The 16,078-nt window shown below is 70.7% G+C and carries 16 protein-coding genes; 3 read left to right on the forward strand and 13 right to left on the reverse strand.

The features are described 5' to 3' along the window. Window positions 1-55 precede the first annotated feature (55 nt). From C1J01_RS12600 to ureA, 11 genes are all read right to left on the reverse strand, one after another. Window positions 56-799, reverse strand: coding sequence for an alpha/beta fold hydrolase (locus tag C1J01_RS12600; RefSeq protein ID WP_111179125.1), 744 nt, complete (start codon window positions 797-799; stop codon window positions 56-58). Next, window positions 796-1,233, reverse strand: a complete 438-nt coding sequence (locus tag C1J01_RS12605) for a carboxymuconolactone decarboxylase family protein (RefSeq protein ID WP_111179126.1) — start codon at window positions 1,231-1,233, stop codon at window positions 796-798. The genes C1J01_RS12600 and C1J01_RS12605 overlap by 4 nt, the downstream gene beginning before the upstream one ends. Window positions 1,234-1,343: 110 nt before the next feature. Next, window positions 1,344-2,717, reverse strand: coding sequence for an MFS transporter (locus C1J01_RS12610; protein ID WP_181448718.1), 1,374 nt, complete (start codon window positions 2,715-2,717; stop codon window positions 1,344-1,346). 151 nt (window positions 2,718-2,868) lie between these two features. Then, window positions 2,869-3,597, reverse strand: coding sequence for an IclR family transcriptional regulator (locus tag C1J01_RS12615; RefSeq protein WP_111179128.1), 729 nt, complete (start codon window positions 3,595-3,597; stop codon window positions 2,869-2,871). Next, entirely contained in the window at window positions 3,594-4,367 is a 774-nt protein-coding gene (locus C1J01_RS12620) for an IclR family transcriptional regulator (protein WP_111179129.1), read from the reverse strand. The genes C1J01_RS12615 and C1J01_RS12620 overlap by 4 nt, the downstream gene beginning before the upstream one ends. Before the next feature lie 111 nt (window positions 4,368-4,478). Beyond that, window positions 4,479-5,177 carry a hypothetical protein gene (locus C1J01_RS12625; RefSeq protein ID WP_111179130.1) on the reverse strand — a complete coding sequence of 233 codons (699 nt, stop codon included), beginning with the start codon at window positions 5,175-5,177 and terminating at the stop codon, window positions 4,479-4,481. 552 nt (window positions 5,178-5,729) lie between these two features. After that, window positions 5,730-5,912, reverse strand: coding sequence for a twin-arginine translocation signal domain-containing protein (locus C1J01_RS12630; RefSeq protein WP_111179131.1), 183 nt, complete (start codon window positions 5,910-5,912; stop codon window positions 5,730-5,732). Window positions 5,913-5,969: 57 nt separating this feature from the next. Then, window positions 5,970-7,355 carry an APC family permease gene (locus tag C1J01_RS12635; protein WP_111179132.1) on the reverse strand — a complete coding sequence of 462 codons (1,386 nt, stop codon included), beginning with the start codon at window positions 7,353-7,355 and terminating at the stop codon, window positions 5,970-5,972. A 10-nt stretch (window positions 7,356-7,365) separates the two neighbouring features. Continuing rightward, on the reverse strand, window positions 7,366-8,994 hold the full coding sequence (locus C1J01_RS12640; protein ID WP_111179133.1) for an amidohydrolase: 1,629 nt from the start codon (window positions 8,992-8,994) through the stop codon (window positions 7,366-7,368). A 29-nt stretch (window positions 8,995-9,023) separates the two neighbouring features. Beyond that, a complete protein-coding gene (locus tag C1J01_RS12645) occupies window positions 9,024-10,697 on the reverse strand; it encodes an urease subunit alpha (RefSeq protein ID WP_111179134.1) in 1,674 nt (557 codons plus the stop codon). Next, window positions 10,694-11,389: an urease subunit gamma gene (gene ureA / locus C1J01_RS12650; RefSeq protein ID WP_111179135.1), complete on the reverse strand. Its 696-nt coding sequence runs from the start codon at window positions 11,387-11,389 to the stop codon at window positions 10,694-10,696. Before ureA ends, C1J01_RS12645 begins: the two co-directional genes overlap by 4 nt. A gap of 154 nt (window positions 11,390-11,543) precedes the next feature. Here ureA and C1J01_RS12655 point away from each other — a divergent pair, with 154 nt between their 5' ends. Beyond that, a complete protein-coding gene (locus tag C1J01_RS12655; RefSeq protein WP_111179136.1) occupies window positions 11,544-12,551 on the forward strand; it encodes a LacI family DNA-binding transcriptional regulator in 1,008 nt (335 codons plus the stop codon). A 40-nt stretch (window positions 12,552-12,591) separates the two neighbouring features. Here the strand turns inward: C1J01_RS12655 and C1J01_RS12660 are convergent, their stop codons facing one another. Continuing rightward, window positions 12,592-13,032, reverse strand: a complete 441-nt coding sequence (locus tag C1J01_RS12660; RefSeq protein WP_111179137.1) for an ester cyclase — start codon at window positions 13,030-13,032, stop codon at window positions 12,592-12,594. Between the two features lie 460 nt (window positions 13,033-13,492). Here C1J01_RS12660 and C1J01_RS12665 point away from each other — a divergent pair, with 460 nt between their 5' ends. After that, window positions 13,493-13,957: a winged helix-turn-helix transcriptional regulator gene (locus C1J01_RS12665; RefSeq protein WP_111179138.1), complete on the forward strand. Its 465-nt coding sequence runs from the start codon at window positions 13,493-13,495 to the stop codon at window positions 13,955-13,957. Between the two features lie 40 nt (window positions 13,958-13,997). On the opposite strand, the gene C1J01_RS12670 is transcribed toward C1J01_RS12665, so the two are convergent. After that, window positions 13,998-15,212: a serine/threonine-protein kinase gene (locus C1J01_RS12670; protein WP_181448719.1), complete on the reverse strand. Its 1,215-nt coding sequence runs from the start codon at window positions 15,210-15,212 to the stop codon at window positions 13,998-14,000. A gap of 119 nt (window positions 15,213-15,331) precedes the next feature. On the opposite strand from C1J01_RS12670, the gene C1J01_RS12675 reads away from it, so the two are divergent. Beyond that, window positions 15,332-15,754: a winged helix-turn-helix transcriptional regulator gene (locus C1J01_RS12675; protein WP_111179140.1), complete on the forward strand. Its 423-nt coding sequence runs from the start codon at window positions 15,332-15,334 to the stop codon at window positions 15,752-15,754. Window positions 15,755-16,078 lie beyond the last annotated feature (324 nt).

The raw sequence follows: 16,078 nt of genomic DNA on the forward strand, positions 1-16,078 counted from the left end.
CTTGGAGTGACTGACGGAGCTCACGAACGATGAGACGGTTCTACCACGTGACGGACTAGACATCTATTACATGAGAATTACTTGCCCACTTGACGTGGGTCCGGACGAGTGACGAGAACCGGCCCGGCTGTTCGAGCAGGCCCATGTGCGCGTCGTCCGTCTCGACGAGCCGGGACCTTGGCACCCGCGAGGCCGCCGTTCGCACGGACTCGAGCGACACCGACCGGTCGTGCCGGCCGGCGACGAAGGTCGTCGGCACGCCGACGCGTCCGAGGTCGTCCTGGACGTCATGGTCCGCGATCGCACGCCACGTCGCGGCGAGCGCCACGGTGTCGGCCGCGCGCAGACGTTCGGCGGCGTACGCGATCGGCGCGGGACGTGGCGTCGCCGTGAGCGCCTCAGGGGTGAACCACCGCTCGAGCGTCTCGCTCACGAGCGCCGGCGCGCCGACCCGCTCCGTGTGCTCGGCCCTCGCCAGGACGGCGTGGCTGTCGGTCCGAGCGGTGGTGAACGCGGGCAGGAGGGAGAGCACGAGGCCGGGGTGTCGCAGCGCGACGTGCATGGCGACCATCCCGCCGAGCGAACAGCCGACGAGGTGCACGGGCTGGGTCAGCCGTCCGGCGACCCAGTCGGCGAGCTCGACGAGGGACCCGGGCGGGCGGGTGGCGCCGGCAGCAGGGGCGCCCGTGCCGGGGAGTGAGAGGGCCTGGAGATCGGGCACGTCGAGCCAGTCGGCGACGCGCGCGTCGAGCGCGACAGGGTGCAGCAGGACGACCGGTGCGGCCTGCGGATGCGTCATGATTCCGCCTCAGGCGGCTCCGAGCCATCGGGCCCTGAGTCTGCTTCCGCGCGCACCTGCTCGATGACGTTCTCGATCACCCGGCTCGCGTCGATCGCGGCCGGGAATCCGCAGTAGGCGACCGCGTGCACGGCGATCTCGCGGACGGCGGCCTCCGTCAGGCCGTTGCGCAGCGCCCCTCTCACGTGGACGCGCAGCTCGTGCGGGCGGTTGAGTGCGATGAGCATGGCCACCGTGATGAGGCTGCGCTGCTGCGGGGCGAGCTCCTCGCGCGCCCACACCGTGCCCCAGCCGAACTCGGTGATCATCCGCTGGAGCGGGGTCATGGCCTCGGGGTCGGAGCCTCCGCTCGCGTCGACGTGGCGTGCCCCCAGCACCTGACGGCGCAGTCGCATCCCCCTTTCGAGGGCGCTGCCGCCTGTCGTGTCACTCATGTCGTTGGTCTTCCCTTTTCGTAGGCGGTGGGACGAACCGTCCCCTGGCTCCTGACGGCATGGTGCCGCCCTGCCGGAAGAGGCGGCCGACACCATGCGTGGCGAACGCCTCAGGCCTCAGCGGGCGTCGTCGAACCGCCCAGCTCGAGCTCCTGCGCCTTGAGCGACGCGCTCTCGTCGGAGAACATCGACCGCTTGCCCGTCTCGGGCAGGAAGATCCACGTGATCACACCGGCCAGGAGGGCCACCGCGCCGAGGTAGAAGCCGGGCGCCAGCGGGTTGCCCGTCGACGAGACGAGGGCGGCGGCGACAAGCGGCCCGGTGCCGCCGACGAGGGCGAGGCCGATGTTGTGGCCGATCGCACCACCGCTCATGCGGGACCTCGCGCGGAACATCTCGGCGAGCACGACGGACGTCGTCACGTTGACGACCGACTGCGCCAGGCCGAAGAGGATCAGGCCGGCGATGGCCGCGACGATGCCGGCGCGAAGGAGCATGAAGACCGGCACCGCGACCAGGCCCATGCAGATGAGCGAGATGACGAACGGCCTCTTGCGGCCCCAGAGGTCGCCGATCAGGCCGGCGAACGGGCACATGACCGAGTAGAGGATCAGGCCGATCGCGGTGAGGCCGATCGCCGTGGAGCTGCTGAGGCCGACCGTGGCGCTGAGAAAGACGTTGAAGTACGTGAAGAAGTAGTAGATGCCGAGCCCCGCCGCACTCGCGAAGACGGCGACGATGAGGATGCTCTTCACTTCCTCCTTGCCGAAGCCCTTGAACGGGTTGATCGGCGCCTTCTCCTTCTCCCTCAGCTTGACGAAGACCTCGGTCTCCACGGCCTTGGCCCGCATGATGAGCGCTACGACGCCGATCGGCAGGGCGAGCAGGAACGGGATGCGCCAACCCCACGACGCCATCTGCGCGGACGTGAGTGAGACGGTGAGGACGAGCACAAGCGTGCTCGCGGTCAGCGTGCCGAGCGCGGCGCTCACCGAGATGTAGCTCGACCAGACGCCCCGGCGGTTGGACGGTGCGGTCTCGGTGATGAACGTTCCGGCGCCCGCGAACTCGCCCCCGATCGAGACGCCCTGGAGCGAACGCAGGACGACGAGCAGGATCGGGGCTGCGATGCCGATCGCGTCATAGTTCGGCAGCACGCCGATGAGCGCCGTTGACAGGCTCATGAGGGCGATCGCCCAGACGAGCGCGTTCTTGCGGCCGTAGCGGTCTCCGACGTAGCCCCACAGGAAGCCGCCGAAGGGGCGGAAGAAGAAGGTGACGCCGAAGACGGCGAGCGACGACAGCAGCTGCGCCGAGGCGTCTCCTGGGAAGAAGTTCGCGCCGATGATCGCGGCCATGAAGCCGTACGAGCCGAAGTCGACGTACTCGATGTAGTTGCCGAAGACGGCCGAGACGGTCGAGCGCTTCGCGCCGGGGCGTGTCTGATTGCTTGTGGTGGTGCTGGATGGTGCAGCGGTAGCCATTGGGCTTCCTCCAACCTCGTCCGTGAGGCTCCGCCGGAGTTGCCCCCTATATCGACCGACGTGCGCACGGTGTTCCGGCAAGGATGTGCCTTGGGACACAGTCCTAGCAGATGAACACATCGTCCGCCAAGTAAGAATTTTGCGAATCTGGCTACGGCACCACCAACAGCCGCTCCACACCGGCGCGCAACTCCGCGACGAAGTCGTCGCAGTGCTTCCGGACGTCCTCCACGAGTCCGCCGAGCGACAGCGCGCCGCGCAGCGTGCCGTCGGGCGCCAGGATCGGCACGCCGAGGGCGCCGATGCCGACCGTGACGTCCTCCTCGGACAGCGCGTAGCCATCGCGCCGGATCCGCTCCCGGTCGGCCGCGAGCTCGTCGGGGTCGGTGATCGTCTTCTCGGTGAGTCGCCTCAGATCGCCCTCGGGCAGCGGCACACCGTATGCCGCGAACGTCCGGCCGGCCGCGCCGACGTGCAGCGGGATCGTTCTTCCCGGCCGGTAGGCGAGCACGTCGATCCCCCGGCCCTGGCACCAGTCGAGGCACAGGGCACTCGATCCGTACGGGACGCTGAGGAAGGCCGTCTGGCCGGTGCGTTCGACGAGGTGCGCCAGCACCTCCGGCACACCACGCCATTCCGACATGCCGGCGCGGGCCGCGTCGGCGAGGGCCAGCCACCGCGTCGAGAGCCGCACTCTCGAGTCGGGCAGCAGCTCCACCATGCCGACGGCGGCGAGCCCTTCGCAGAGGCGATAGATGCTCGGTCGCGGCACCCCGATCCGGGTGGCGACGTCGACGAGTGGCAGGGCGCCCTCGCCGGCCAGCAACTCGATGAGATCCGTCGCGTTCGCCAGTACGCGCATCGGCGCGGCCCCGCTCACGCGACCTCCTCGCCGCCGAAGCCGAGTGATCGGCTGACCGCTGCCGCGCAGGCGGCGACGCGAGGCCCGTTCTCGGGCACATCGAGCACCTGGGAGCGGAGTCCGCCGATGGACACGGCGGCCTCGAGCTCGCCCCGGTGGTTGAAGACCGGCGCGCCGATCGCGGCGATCCCGACCGTCACGTCGCCGTCGGACTCCGCCCAACCGCGGGCCCGGATCTGGTGGATCTCGTCGTCGAGAGCCCCGCCGAGCGGCCCCCGCGGCTCGCCGGGAAGCGCCGCGAGCCCGGCCATGACGAGCTGCCGCTCCTCGATCGGCAGGTGGGCCAGCAGCGCCTTCGGCGCTCCCCCGACGTTGAGCATGAGGGAGTCGCCGACCCGGAAGTTGAGGGCGTGGACGCCGGGACCCTCGAGTCGCTCGATGCACACGCCTGTCAGGCCGCGGCGCACGCAGAGGTACGTCGTCGCCCCCGTCTCCGCGCGCAGCTCGCGAAGATGGGGGATGGCGCGTTCGCGGACGTCGACGAAGTCCTCCGCCAGCCCGCCGATGCGCACGAAAAAGAGGCCGAGCCGGTAGAGACCGCGCTTGGAGCCCCGCTCCACCCAGCCGATCTGTTTGAGGTCGGCGAGCAATCGGTAGGTGGAGCTCAACGGCTCGTTCACCGCCTCAGCGAGCTGCGCGACGGTGGCCTCACCGTCGCGGCTGAGCACGCGTACGAGTGCATCGGCCTTCCAGATGATTTCCAGTCCTGGGCGGTCAACGGCCTCCATGGCCACATATTCTCACAAGCCGGGCTGATCCTCGGGTGGTTGTTCTTACCGAGCGGGCGGAGCTTCCGGTACGTGAGCACGCTCTGGCTTCCATGGCTGACCCGCGGCCGTCTAGCGGAGAGCTGCGAGGTAGGACACCGCTCGATAGGCCGATTCGATCGCTCCGTCGACGAATCCGTGGTCGGCCTGGTCGGTCGTCGACACGGTGATCCGGCCGACCGGCGTGCCGATGATGTCGGCGGGGGTCGGACGCTGTGGCCAGGCGTCCGCGTCCCACGGCAGGATGTTGTAGCGGGCGTAGCCGTGCGCCCAGCGGTTCACGGTGATCCCGGCGATGTCCGGCGATGTCCGGCGATGTCCGGCGATGTCCTTCGCCGGATCGAAGCCGCCGGGGGTCAGCACGTCCGCGAGCGCGGTGCGCATGCTGTGCTCCAGGTCCTCGAACGGCATGCGGGCCAGGGCGGCCCGGCCGGCCCGGGCGGCGTCCTGCGGGTTCGCCAGGCCCTCCTGCGTCAGCCCGGTGCCGAAGTGCACCACGATGGGCTCGTCCGGGTCGGCGGAGAACCGGTAGTGGCGGCCCATGCTGACCGGGAAGTCCAGTGACGCGCTCGACCAGAAACCGTGCGGGAACCTGATCGAGTTGATGCCGAGCCTGGCCCACGCCTTCCAGTTCCGCAGGGCGACGTTCGCGTAGATGATCGGGTACTTGACGGCCTCGTGGCCGGCTGCTTTCTGCTCGTCCGACAGCTCGGGCACGATGTACGGGATCATCGCGTTCCAGCACGCCATGACGACGCCGCCGGCCCGCACCCGCCTGAGCCTGCCGTCCTGGACGTACTGGACCTCGACCGAACGGCCCCCCCGCGGTGTGGGCGACGCGGACCGCCGTGCTGTTCAGGCGGATCTTGACCCGGTTGCCGGGCTTGTCGAGCCGCGCGTAGTCGCACCGCGAGGTGACCAGGTCCTCCATGGAGTTTCCGGGGAGCGCGCCCGGGATGAGGCGGCGCACGAGCGCGCGGGCGACCGAGGCGTTGCCGTCCGGGAAGTGGAAGATGTACGGGTCCGTCGCGCCCCACATCCGGGCGCACCACTTGGCCACGCCGGGCCACGGGCCGCCGCTCGTGTCGAGGCCGAGCCCCTGGGTGCTCCAGCACGGCACGCCCGCCCGCGCCGTGGTCGGCGTAGAAGCTCTGGTCGAAGTAGGTGTGGAACTTCTCGACGTCGATGCCGACGTCGGTGAGGGGCTGCTTGGCCTCCGGCGGGTACGAGCTCGGGGTGTCGATGGACTGCGACCCGCCGTAACCGATGATCGTCTTGCCGCCGACGGTGAACTCGTTGCGCTTGGTGTGGCCGCCGAAGTCGTCATGCGGGTCGATCAGCAGGATCCTGGCCCTGCGGTCGCGGGTAGTACCCCCGGCCGTGACTCTTTCCTGGACCGGTGGCGGCCGCGGCCGTGCCGCCGCCGATGAGGCCGCCGAGGGCCAGCGCGCCGCCTGCGACGGCGATCCCGTCCAGGAAGTCGCGGCGGGTGATGCCGCTCCGCATCCCCAGTTCCTCGTCGGACCAGCCAGAATGCTTCCGCGCTCATCGCTCCCCGTGCGGTCAGGACTGGGTGGCGGCCGGGGCTTCGACCTCCGGCTCGACCTCGCTGAGGCGCAGTTCCGGCGGGCGACGGGTGAACATCCGGGTCAGCCCGAGCAGGTAGACGAACCCGGCGGCGACCCAGGACAGCCCGACCACGAACGTCATGCCGGACAGGCTGGTCCACAACCACAGGCAGAGCAGCACGCCGATGGCGGGCACGACGCCGTACTTGACCAGGTCCTGCGGCGTGCGCCTGCCCTCGTTCACGACGTAGTGCTTGATCACCGAGAGGTTCACGAAGGAGAACGCCACCAGCGCGCCGAAGCTGACGACCGCCGAGGCCAGCTCCAGGCTGATGAACAGCGCCACCAGCGACAGCGCGCCGACCGCGAGGTTGGCGCGGACGGGGTTGCGGAACCTGGGGTGCACGTAGCCGAAGAACCGCCGCGGCAGCACGCCGTCGCGGCCCATGGCGTACAGGATGCGGGACACGCTCGCCTGCGAGGTCATCGCCGAGGCGAAGCAGCCGGCGATGTAGGCGGCGGTGAAGAAGGCGGCCAGCAGGGCCCCGCCGACGTGCCGCATGACGTCCAGCGCCGCCGAGTCCGCGTCGGTGAACGACCGCCAGTCGGGGAAGGCCAGGTGGCCGGCGTAGGAGATGACGACGAAGAGGACACCGCCCGCCAGGGTCGTCAGCATGATCGCCCGGGGGATCCGCCGGCGGGGGTCGTGCGTCTCCTCCGACAGCGTGGAGACCGCGTCGAACCCGAGGAAGGACAGGCACAGGATCGCGGCGCCGCCGAGGATCATCCCCAGGTCGGTGCCGGCGCCGAAGAACGGCTCGGTGATCGACGGCATCGGTTCGCCGGCGACGGCGCGCACGGCGCCGGCCAGGAACACCACGACGAACACGACCTGGATCCCGATCAGGACGAAGTTCAGCCGGCTCACCATCCGGATGCCCAGCACGTTCAGCCCGGTGACCAGGACGATCGCGGCGATGACCCAGACCCAGGCCGGGACCGACGCGAAGGCCGCGTTCAGGTAGATGCCGATCACCAGGTAGTTGATCATCGGCAGGAAGACGTAGTCCAGCAGCAGGGCCCAGCCGGTCATGAAGCCCAGGTGCGGGCCGAACGACTTCTGGGTGTAGGTGTAGGCGGAGCCGGCGTACGGATGCGCCCTGACCATCCGCCCGTAGCTGTAGGCGGTGAACAACATCGCCGTGAGGGTGACGACGTACGCGCCGGGCAGGTGCCCGGCGGTCATCTCCGTGACGATCCCGTACGTGGTGAACACGGTGAGCGGCACCATGTAGGCCAGGCCGAACAGGACCAGCGCGGGCATGCCGAGCACGCGCTGCAGATGTGGGGTGGTGGCCGGGGTTGGGGGGTGGCTGGACATCGATGCCTCCTCAGGGGCGTTCGTACACGACGGACCCCGCGGCGATGGTGTAGTCGACATGTGCGTCGCCGACAGGGCCGGCGGCGCGGGTGAAGAGGTTGCGGTCGAGCACGGTCAGGTCGGCGCGGTTGCCGACGGCGATGGTGCCGGCCTCGTCGTCGTGGTTGACGTAGGCGGAGCCGGCGGTGAACGCGGCCAGTGCGGTCCGCAGCGGCAGCGCCTGCTCGGGCAGGAACGGCGGGTTGTCCCGGTTCTCGGGGTCGATCCGGGTGACGGCGACCTCGATCTCCTCCAGCGGGTTGGCGGTGGTCACCGCCCAGTCGCTGCCCATCGCCAGCGTCGCGCCGGAGCGCAGCAGGTCACCGAAGGGGTATTGCAGGTCGGCCCGGTCCCGGCCGAGGAACGGCACGGTCAGCTCCTCCATCTGCGGCTCCAGCTGGGCCCAGTACGCCTGGAGGTTGGCCGTGACGCCCAGCTCGCGGAAGCGGGGGACGTCGTCGGGGTGGACGAGTTGCAGGTGCGCGATGTGGTGCCTGCGGTCGCCGGCGCCGTTGGCGGTCCTGGCGGCCTGCACCGCGTCGAGCGCGTTGCGCACGGCCCGGTCACCGATCGCGTGCAGGTGCACCTGGAAGCCCAGCCGGTCGAGTTCGGTCACCGCCGCGGTGAGCAGGTCGCGCTCGACGAAGGTCAGGCCGTGGTTGCCGGTGTGCCCGCCGCAGCCGTCGCAGTAGGGCTCCAGCAGCGCGCCCGTGTAGTTCTCCATCACCCCGTCGGTCATGATCTTCACGGTGGTGGGGCGGAACCGGGCCGTGCCGGTCTCCCGCCGGCCGAGGAACTCCGGGATCTGGTCCAGCCCGCGGTGCCGGTCCCACCACAGCGCTCCCACCACGCGGGCGGTGAGCCGGCCGGAGGAGTCGAGGGAGCGGTAGGCGTCCTGCGTGGCCGGGGTGACCCAGGCGTCCTGCCAGCCGGTGATGCCGAGGGAGTGCAGGTGCCGCTGCGCGTTCAGGATGGCGGCCTCCCACTCCTCCCGGCTCGGCAGCGGGACGTGGCGGTCGTTGAAGGAGTACGCCGCGCCCTCGTGCAGGGTGCCGGTGGGCTCGCCGGTCCGCGGGTCGCGTTCGATCCGGCCGTCGGCGGGGTCCGGGGTGTCCTTGGTGGTCCCGGCCACCGCGAGCGCGGCGGAGTTCACCCACGCGCCGTGCACGTCCCGGTTGAACAGGAACACCGGCCGGTCCGGCACGATCGTGTCGAGGTCCTCCTTGCGGGGCGTGCCGCCGGGGAAGTACTCCATCGCCCAGCCGCCGCCGACGATCCAGGGCCGGTCGGGGTGGTCCGCCGCGTAGGCGGCGATGCGATCGAGGTAGGCCCGCCGGCCCACCAGGTCGTTCAGGTCGACGTTCAGCCGGTTGCGGCCGGCGAACGGTGCGTGGACGTGCGCGTCCTGGAAGCCGGGCAGCACCATCCCGCCGCGGGCCTCGATCACCCTGGTGCGCGGGCCCGTGAGCTCGCGGACGGCCCGCCCGCCCACCGCGACGATCCGGTCCCCGCGTACGGCCACCGCGTCGGACCAGCTGCGGGCGGCGTCCATGGTGCAGACGTCGGCTCCGGTGATGACGAGACTCGCGTATGGGGTCACTCGGTGTGCGCCTTCCGGGAGAGGGTCGGTCAGAGGAAGTAGAGGCGGGACAGGGACACCCGTTCGGCCGGTGCGGAGCTGATGGGCTCACCGTCCAGGTCGACCGCACCGGTGCGCGCATCGACGCCGACCTGACCGGTGCGGCTGTTGAGCACCATGTCCGGCAGGCCGATGCCGCGCGTGCCGCGTACGGCGACCCGGCGGCGACGGGTGGGCAGCCGGTCCTTTCCGAGGTCGCGGGTGGCTCGGCTGACGAAGGCGACGGACAGCTCGGCCGGGGCGGCGCCGTGGCCGCCGAACTGCGGGCCGAGGACCAGCGGCTGCGCCTGGTCCACCGCCGCGTTGGGGTCGCCCGTCACGCCCCAGGCGGGGAACCCGGCCTTGAGCACGAGCTGCGGGGTGGCGGCGAACCGGGCCGGTTCCCACAACACGATGTCGGCGAGCAGGCCCGGCCGCAGCGAGCCGACCTCGTGGCCGAGCCCGTGCGCGAGCGCCGGGTTGACGGTCAGCTTGGCCAGGTAACGCAGGACGCGCGCGTTGTCGTGGCGGTCGTGTTCGGCGCCCCGCTCGGCCTTCATCTTGGCGGCCAGGGCGAAGGTCCGCCGGACCGTCTCCCCGGCCCGGCCCATGCCCTGGGCGTCGGAGGAGGTGATCGGGATGACGCCGAGGTCGTGCAGCACGTCCTCGGCGCCCATGGTCTGCGCGCGGATCCGGTCGCGGGCCATCGCCGCGTCGCCCGGCAGCTCCGGGGACAGGCCGTGGCAGGAGACGATCATGTCGTAGTGCTCGGCGACGGCGTCCCTGCCGAACGGCAGCGTCGGGTTGGTGGAGGAGCCGATGACGTGCGGCTGCCCGGCCAGGCTGAGCACGTCGGGCACGTGCCCGCCGCCGCATCCCTCGATGTGGAAGGCGTGGATCGTCCGGCCGTCCAGCACCGCCAGGGTGTCGCGTACCGACAGGCTCTCGTTCAGGCCGTCGGTGTGCAGCGCCACCTGCACGTCGTGCTCCTCGGCCACCCGCAGCGCGGTGTCCAGCGCCCGGGTGTGCGCGCCCATGTCCTCGTGCACCTTGAACCCGCAGGCGCCGCCCTCGACCAGCGCCTCGACCAGCGGCTCCGGCCGGGACGAGGAGCCTCGGGCGAGGAATCCGACGTTGACGGGCCAGGCGTCGAACGCCGCGAACGCCGTCCGCAGCGCCCACGGCGAGTTCACTCCGACCCCCCACACCGGGCCGAACTCCTGGCCGAGGATCGTGGTCACCCCGGAGGCGAGCGACGCCTCCATCACACGGGGGGACATCAGGTGCACGTGGGTGTCGATCGCTCCCGCGGTGGCGATCAGGCCTTCCCCGCTGACGATCGTGGTCCCGGTGCCGACCACCACATCGACCCCGTCGAGGGTGTCGGGGTTGCCCGCCCGCCCGATCGCGGTGATCCGGCCCGCCCGGATCCCGATCGAGGCCTTGCGCACCCCCAGCAGGGGGTCGAGGATCAGCACGTTGGAGACGACCAGGTCGCACGTGTCGCGGGTCGAGCTCGCCTTCAGGTGCAGGCCGTCGCGGGCGGTCTTGCCGAACCCGGCCAGGAACTCCTCGCCGTACCGCTGCGCGTCCGCCTCGACCTCCACCACCAGCCCGGTGTCGCCGAGCAGCACCCGATCCCCGGTCGTCGGCCCGTACACCGCGGCGTAGTCCCTGCCGTTCACGCCGGCTCCTCCGTCACCAGGTAGCCGCAGGCACGAGCCCGCTCCAGCGCCGCCTCCCGGGCGCCCGGGGCGTCCAGCGGCCCGTCCACCAGACCGGCGAAGCCGACCACCACGCGTGCGCCGCCGATCGGCACCAGCCGCACCGCGGTGGTCGTGCCGGGCTCGAACCGCACGGCCGTTCCCGCGGGTACGGCCAGGTGCCGCCCGTAGGCGGCGGCACGGTCGAAGCGCAGCCGCAGGTTCACCTCGAAGAAGTGGAAGTGGGAGGTGACGCTGATCGGCACCGCCGCCGTGTTGGTGACCTCCACCGTCACCACGTCGTCGCCGTACGGCTCGGGACGCGCCGGCCCGGGCAGCAGCGCACCCGGCCCCGACGGATCGAACGCCGCCGGGCCGAAGGGGTCGGTGACCACGGCCAGCCGGGTGCCGTCGTCGAAGACCGCCTCGACCTGCACTTCGGTGACCACGTTCGGCACGCCCGGCAACACGTCGTCATGGGTCAGCGCCGACCGGCCGGCCGCGATCGCCTCACTCAGCCGCCGGCCGTCCCGCGCCGCCTCGCACACCGCGTCCGCGATCAGCGCGGTGGCCTCGGGCACGTTCAGCCGCAGCCCGCGGGCCCGGCGTGCCCGAGCCAGCTCCGCCGCGGTGAACAGCAGCAGCCGATCACGTTCCGAAGGAGTGAGGTGCACGACGATCGCCTCCAGGACTGGGGGATCAGCGAGGTGGGTGCGATTAGAACATGTGCAGGAACGTTCCTGCAATGGAGTGAAGAAACGTTCCTGTTAATTCGCCCCGAACCCCTCGGGCACGGCATGACGGCCCGCCGAAGTACGGTGAACCCTGATGAACGCGCCTCGACTGATCACCCTGCGCGACGTGGCCCGTGCGGCGGGAGTGTCGACGACGACGGTGTCGGACGCCCTCAGCGGGCGCGGCCGACTGCCCGCGGCGACCCGCGAGCGGGTGGCCGCGATCGCCCGCGACCTGGGCTACGTCGCCAACCGGAGTGCCCGCAACCTGCGGAGCGGCCGCACAGGAGCCATCGGCCTGTACTTCCCCGAACGGACCATCGGTCTCGAGTACTACATGGACGTCGCCATGGGCGCCGCCGAGGAGGCCCTCGCGCACGACCTGGCGCTCACGCTCATCCCCGCCACGCGGGGCCTCGGACGCACACCGTCGCTTCACCTCGACGGTGTGGTGGTCTCCGATCCGGTGCTCGGCGACCCGATGCTGCAGACGCTGACCGGCCTCGGCGTGCCGGTCGTCACCTGCGAGCGCGACCTGACGCCGGGCGCCCGGCACGCGGGCCGGATCGAGTCAGATCACGTGGCGGGCACCCGTACCCTGCTCGACCACCTGGCTCACCACAGCACTCAGATCGCGCTGCTCTGCCCCGGCGAGGAGACCTCGTTCGGGCTGGACGTCCGCGTCGCCTACCAGGCCTGGTGCGCCGAGACCGGCCGGAAGCCGCTGATCTACGACGTGCCGCTCGTCTGCGAACCCCAGGACGTCAGCCGCGCGGTGGCCGAGGCCCTGCGAGCGCCGGGGGGCGTGGACGCGATCATCTCGGTCCCCGACGGCGGCGCGAACAGCGCCGTGCAGGCCGCCTTCCAGCATGGACGCCACGTGCCCGGAGACCTGCTCGTGGCCTCCTACGTCGACAGCCCCTCCCTGCGCGGCCTGCCCTTACCCATCACCGCGATCGACATCGCCCCCCGCGAGATGGGCCGCCGGGCGGCGAAGATGCTCGCCGACCTGCTCGCCGGCACCATCGCGGCAGGCGCGGTGGAAGTCCTCCCCCTCGAACTCATGGTCCGGGCCAGCACATCACCGACGACGGGCAGGTGACCGAGCCGCCGGCATACAGGCCGCCGCGCGCGGACAGGTGTCATGGAGCGGGGATGCGGTCGAGCTCCAGCAGGCCGAAGCCGAGCTGGCTGAACAGTTCCAGCTGGTCGTAGTACTCGCGGTGCGAGTCGATCTTCCCCTCGGTGACGTGGGCGCTGCAGGTGGCGCGGACCGTGATGCGGCGGTGCGTCGCCGCTATCTCCCGCCCGTCCGGTAGCAGGAACGGCCCGTCATGGGTGCCGGTGTAGGTCCATTCCGTGACGGCGGGGTTGTCGCAGTCACCGAGCTCGAACCACGCTGCCGCGTGGAAGTCGGGAAACGCCCGGAAGAGCTGCTCGTACATCCATCTGATCTGGTCGTGCCCTTCCGCGACGCCGCACGGCGTGACATAGACGGCGTCCCGGCTGTAGCAGGCCAGCACACCCGGCACGTCGTGAGCGTTGACCGCGTCGGCCAGCCGGTGTTTCAGATCCCAGTACATGGACACGGCTCACACCCCCAGCGGGTCGAGTACTGAGCGGACGTCATGGGGGCGCGGAACGTACGGCCGTACAGCTCCATGTCGTGGACCGGGGCGTGATGCGACCCGGCCCGGTTGATCGGCCGCCGGCCGCGCGGACGCGGGTCCTCACGATGGGACATGGTCGCGATCGTTCCTCTGCACTCGGTCGGGTGGCCGGCTGGTACGCGCGGACCAGAATCCCCGCCACCGCCTCGCGTCTTCGCCCGACGGCTTCATCGCTCCCTTCAGTCTCCGCGCAACAAGAGGAACGGCGCTGCCAAGCGCCCTCCAAATCGTCACCCACGGCAAGCTGATCCCTGAGCGAGGGGTAAACCCGGGGACACGATTCCCGCCTCGTTCTGTTCTGCAGGAACAGGCGACGATGTGCTCGCGCGTGCACACCTGAGTACATTAACAATATTCATCGGTAGAAGGGGGCATGATGACCGTCCATCAGAAGAGCTCGTCCCCCGCGGAGGAGCCGACCTGCTCGATCGAACGGAGCCTGCAGGTCCTGGGAGAGCGATGGACGTTCCTGATCCTGCGTGAGATCTTCCAGGGCAGGCACAAGTTCGCGGAGATCAGGGACGCCCTGGGCATCGCTCCCAATCTCCTGAGCGCCCGGCTGAAGACCCTTGTCGGTGCAGGGGTGCTGCGAACCCTCACCTACCGGGAGCCCGGCAGTAGGCAGCGGGAGAGTTACCACCTCACCAAGGCCGGCGCGGATCTGCGGGTGGTGCTGGGCGCATTGCAGCAGTGGGGCGACGTCCACCGTGCCCGGTCGGCCGGGCCGTCTGCCTTGCGCAGGGCCCGCTCCACCGGCGAGCCGGTGCGCGTCGCGTTCGTCGACGGCGCCGGCCGCGAGGTGGCCGGCGCGGACGTCCTTCTCGACGTCCGCCCTTGAGGCCGGTCGCTGAACGCCTCGGTGAGGACACCTGACGGCCTCATGGGGCCCACGGCACCGCCCCACCTGGGCCGCTCCCCTCGGCACAACTGCCCGGGGCCTGCCCGCGCGGATGAGCGGCAGAACCGCCGCTCGCGCAGGTCAGCGGCGTGACGGAACCGCGCGTCCAGCGGTCCTGTGCGTCCGCCGGGCTGCCGAGCGCTGATGAGAACAGCAGCGTGCCGACCGTCGCCGCCATGGCCGCGCCGGCGCTCAACACCGCGACGCCGCGACGCCGGCGATCGGCCCTCGATCGTGCGGGAGCGGCGGGCGCCGTGGCCGCGAAAGCCGGCGAGACCGCATGCCTGCCCTGCGCCCGGGCGCGCCCAGGGTTGCCGCCGGGCGCGGCGACACGATACCGCTGACGGTGCCGACCGGCAGGCAGGGCATCGGGCACGGTGCCGCCGACGGCTGATGACGGCACGCGGTCGCCGCCGACGAGATCGCACAGCACCTCCACGGCCGTTGGACGGGCCGCCGGATCCTTGGTCAGGCAGGCCGCCACCAGCCGGCGCAGCGAGGCGGGCACGCCGGACAGGTCGGGCTCGGCGTGCAGAACGGCGTTGAGCGTCGCCGGCACGGTACCGGCGGAGAACGCGGGTCGGCCGGTCGCCGCGAAGACCATCGTGCCCGCCCACGAGAACATGTCGGAGGCGGGAGTGAGCGGCTGGTCGTCGAACTGCTCCGGCGCCATGTACGCCGGCGTGCCCACCGGCCCGGTTGCGCAGGTGGGCGCGTCCAGCGCGAACGCGATCCCGAAGTCGATCACCACGGGACCTTCCGGGCCCATGATCACGTTGCTCGGCTTGAAGTCGCGGTGCACGATCCCGGCCGCGTGGATCGAGGTCAGCGCGGTCAGCGTGGTGACCGCCAGCCGCTCCAGCCCGCTGCCGCTCCGCGGCCCACCCTCCTTGACCAACGTCTCCAGCGACGGCCCCGGGACGTACTCACTGATGATGTACGGACGCTCCCTGGTGAAGCCGGTCTCCAGCACGCGGGCCGTGGAAAAGGTGGCCAGCCGCTGTGCGATCTCCGCTTCGCAGCGGAACCGTTCCCTGATGTGGGAGTCGGCCGCGAAGGACGAGTGCAACATCTTGATCGCCACCCGCCGCCCACCGGGTGACTCGCCGAGAAAGACCTCGCCCTGGCCGCCCTGGCCCAGCCGTGCCACCACCTGATAGCCACTGACGTGTGCCGGGTCTCCGGGGTCAGGCACAGGAAGATCGTGCATGAGCGGGGCTCCTCCGAAAGTTACTTTTGGTTACAGATGTACTCTTCGATAACCGGTAACAGCAATGTGACCTGGTCACCTTCGGGTGACGGAGGGGGGAGCCCATGTCGCACCAGACCGAGGCGGACAGGGTGCTGCGTTCGTTGGACAGGACATGCCCTGAGCACGACCCCGATGTTCTCCGGTCCGTACTGGACCGGGTCGGTGACAAGTGGAGCCTGATCCTCATCGGGCTGCTCGAGAAGGAGCCGATGCGCTTCACCGAGCTGCTGCGCACGGCGCCCGGCATCTCCCGCCGCATGCTGACGCTGACGTTGCGCAGCCTGGAGCGTGACGGGCTCGTCAGGCGGGAGATCTACCCCGAGGTCCCGCCCCGGGTCGAGTACGAGGTCACCCCGTTCGGACGCACCCTGACCGAGCCCGTCCTGGTGCTCGCCCGGTGGGCGGCCGACAACCAGGACACGATCCGCGCCAACCGCCACGCCTTCGACGTGGCGGCCGGCCACAACACCGACGATCTCGACTGAGCCCTGGTCGGTTCACCCGATGTGACCAGGGTTCAGTTGAAGTTACCGATCACCGGCGTGTACTCAGTACTCGTAAGTCACTGAGGCCGACGGCGAGCCTTGCTCGAGGCCGTCGGCGCACGTACGGGAGATGATCAGTATGTTTTCGCCCATCCGCTGAGCCGATCGCCGCTCAGCGATGACCTGCCGATCGGGCAGGTGACCCAGAGTTCCCGCCGAGCCCTCGCTGAGGTGAGTAACCGCGAGGCCCGCCCCGAACATCTTCGGGACGACGGGGCTCTCCAGATTCCGACGGCATCACCTACGGAACGGCGAGCCGTCGTG

The organism is Nonomuraea aridisoli (assembly GCF_003236395.1).
Taxonomy (GTDB): Bacteria; Actinomycetota; Actinomycetes; order Streptosporangiales; family Streptosporangiaceae; genus Nonomuraea; species Nonomuraea aridisoli.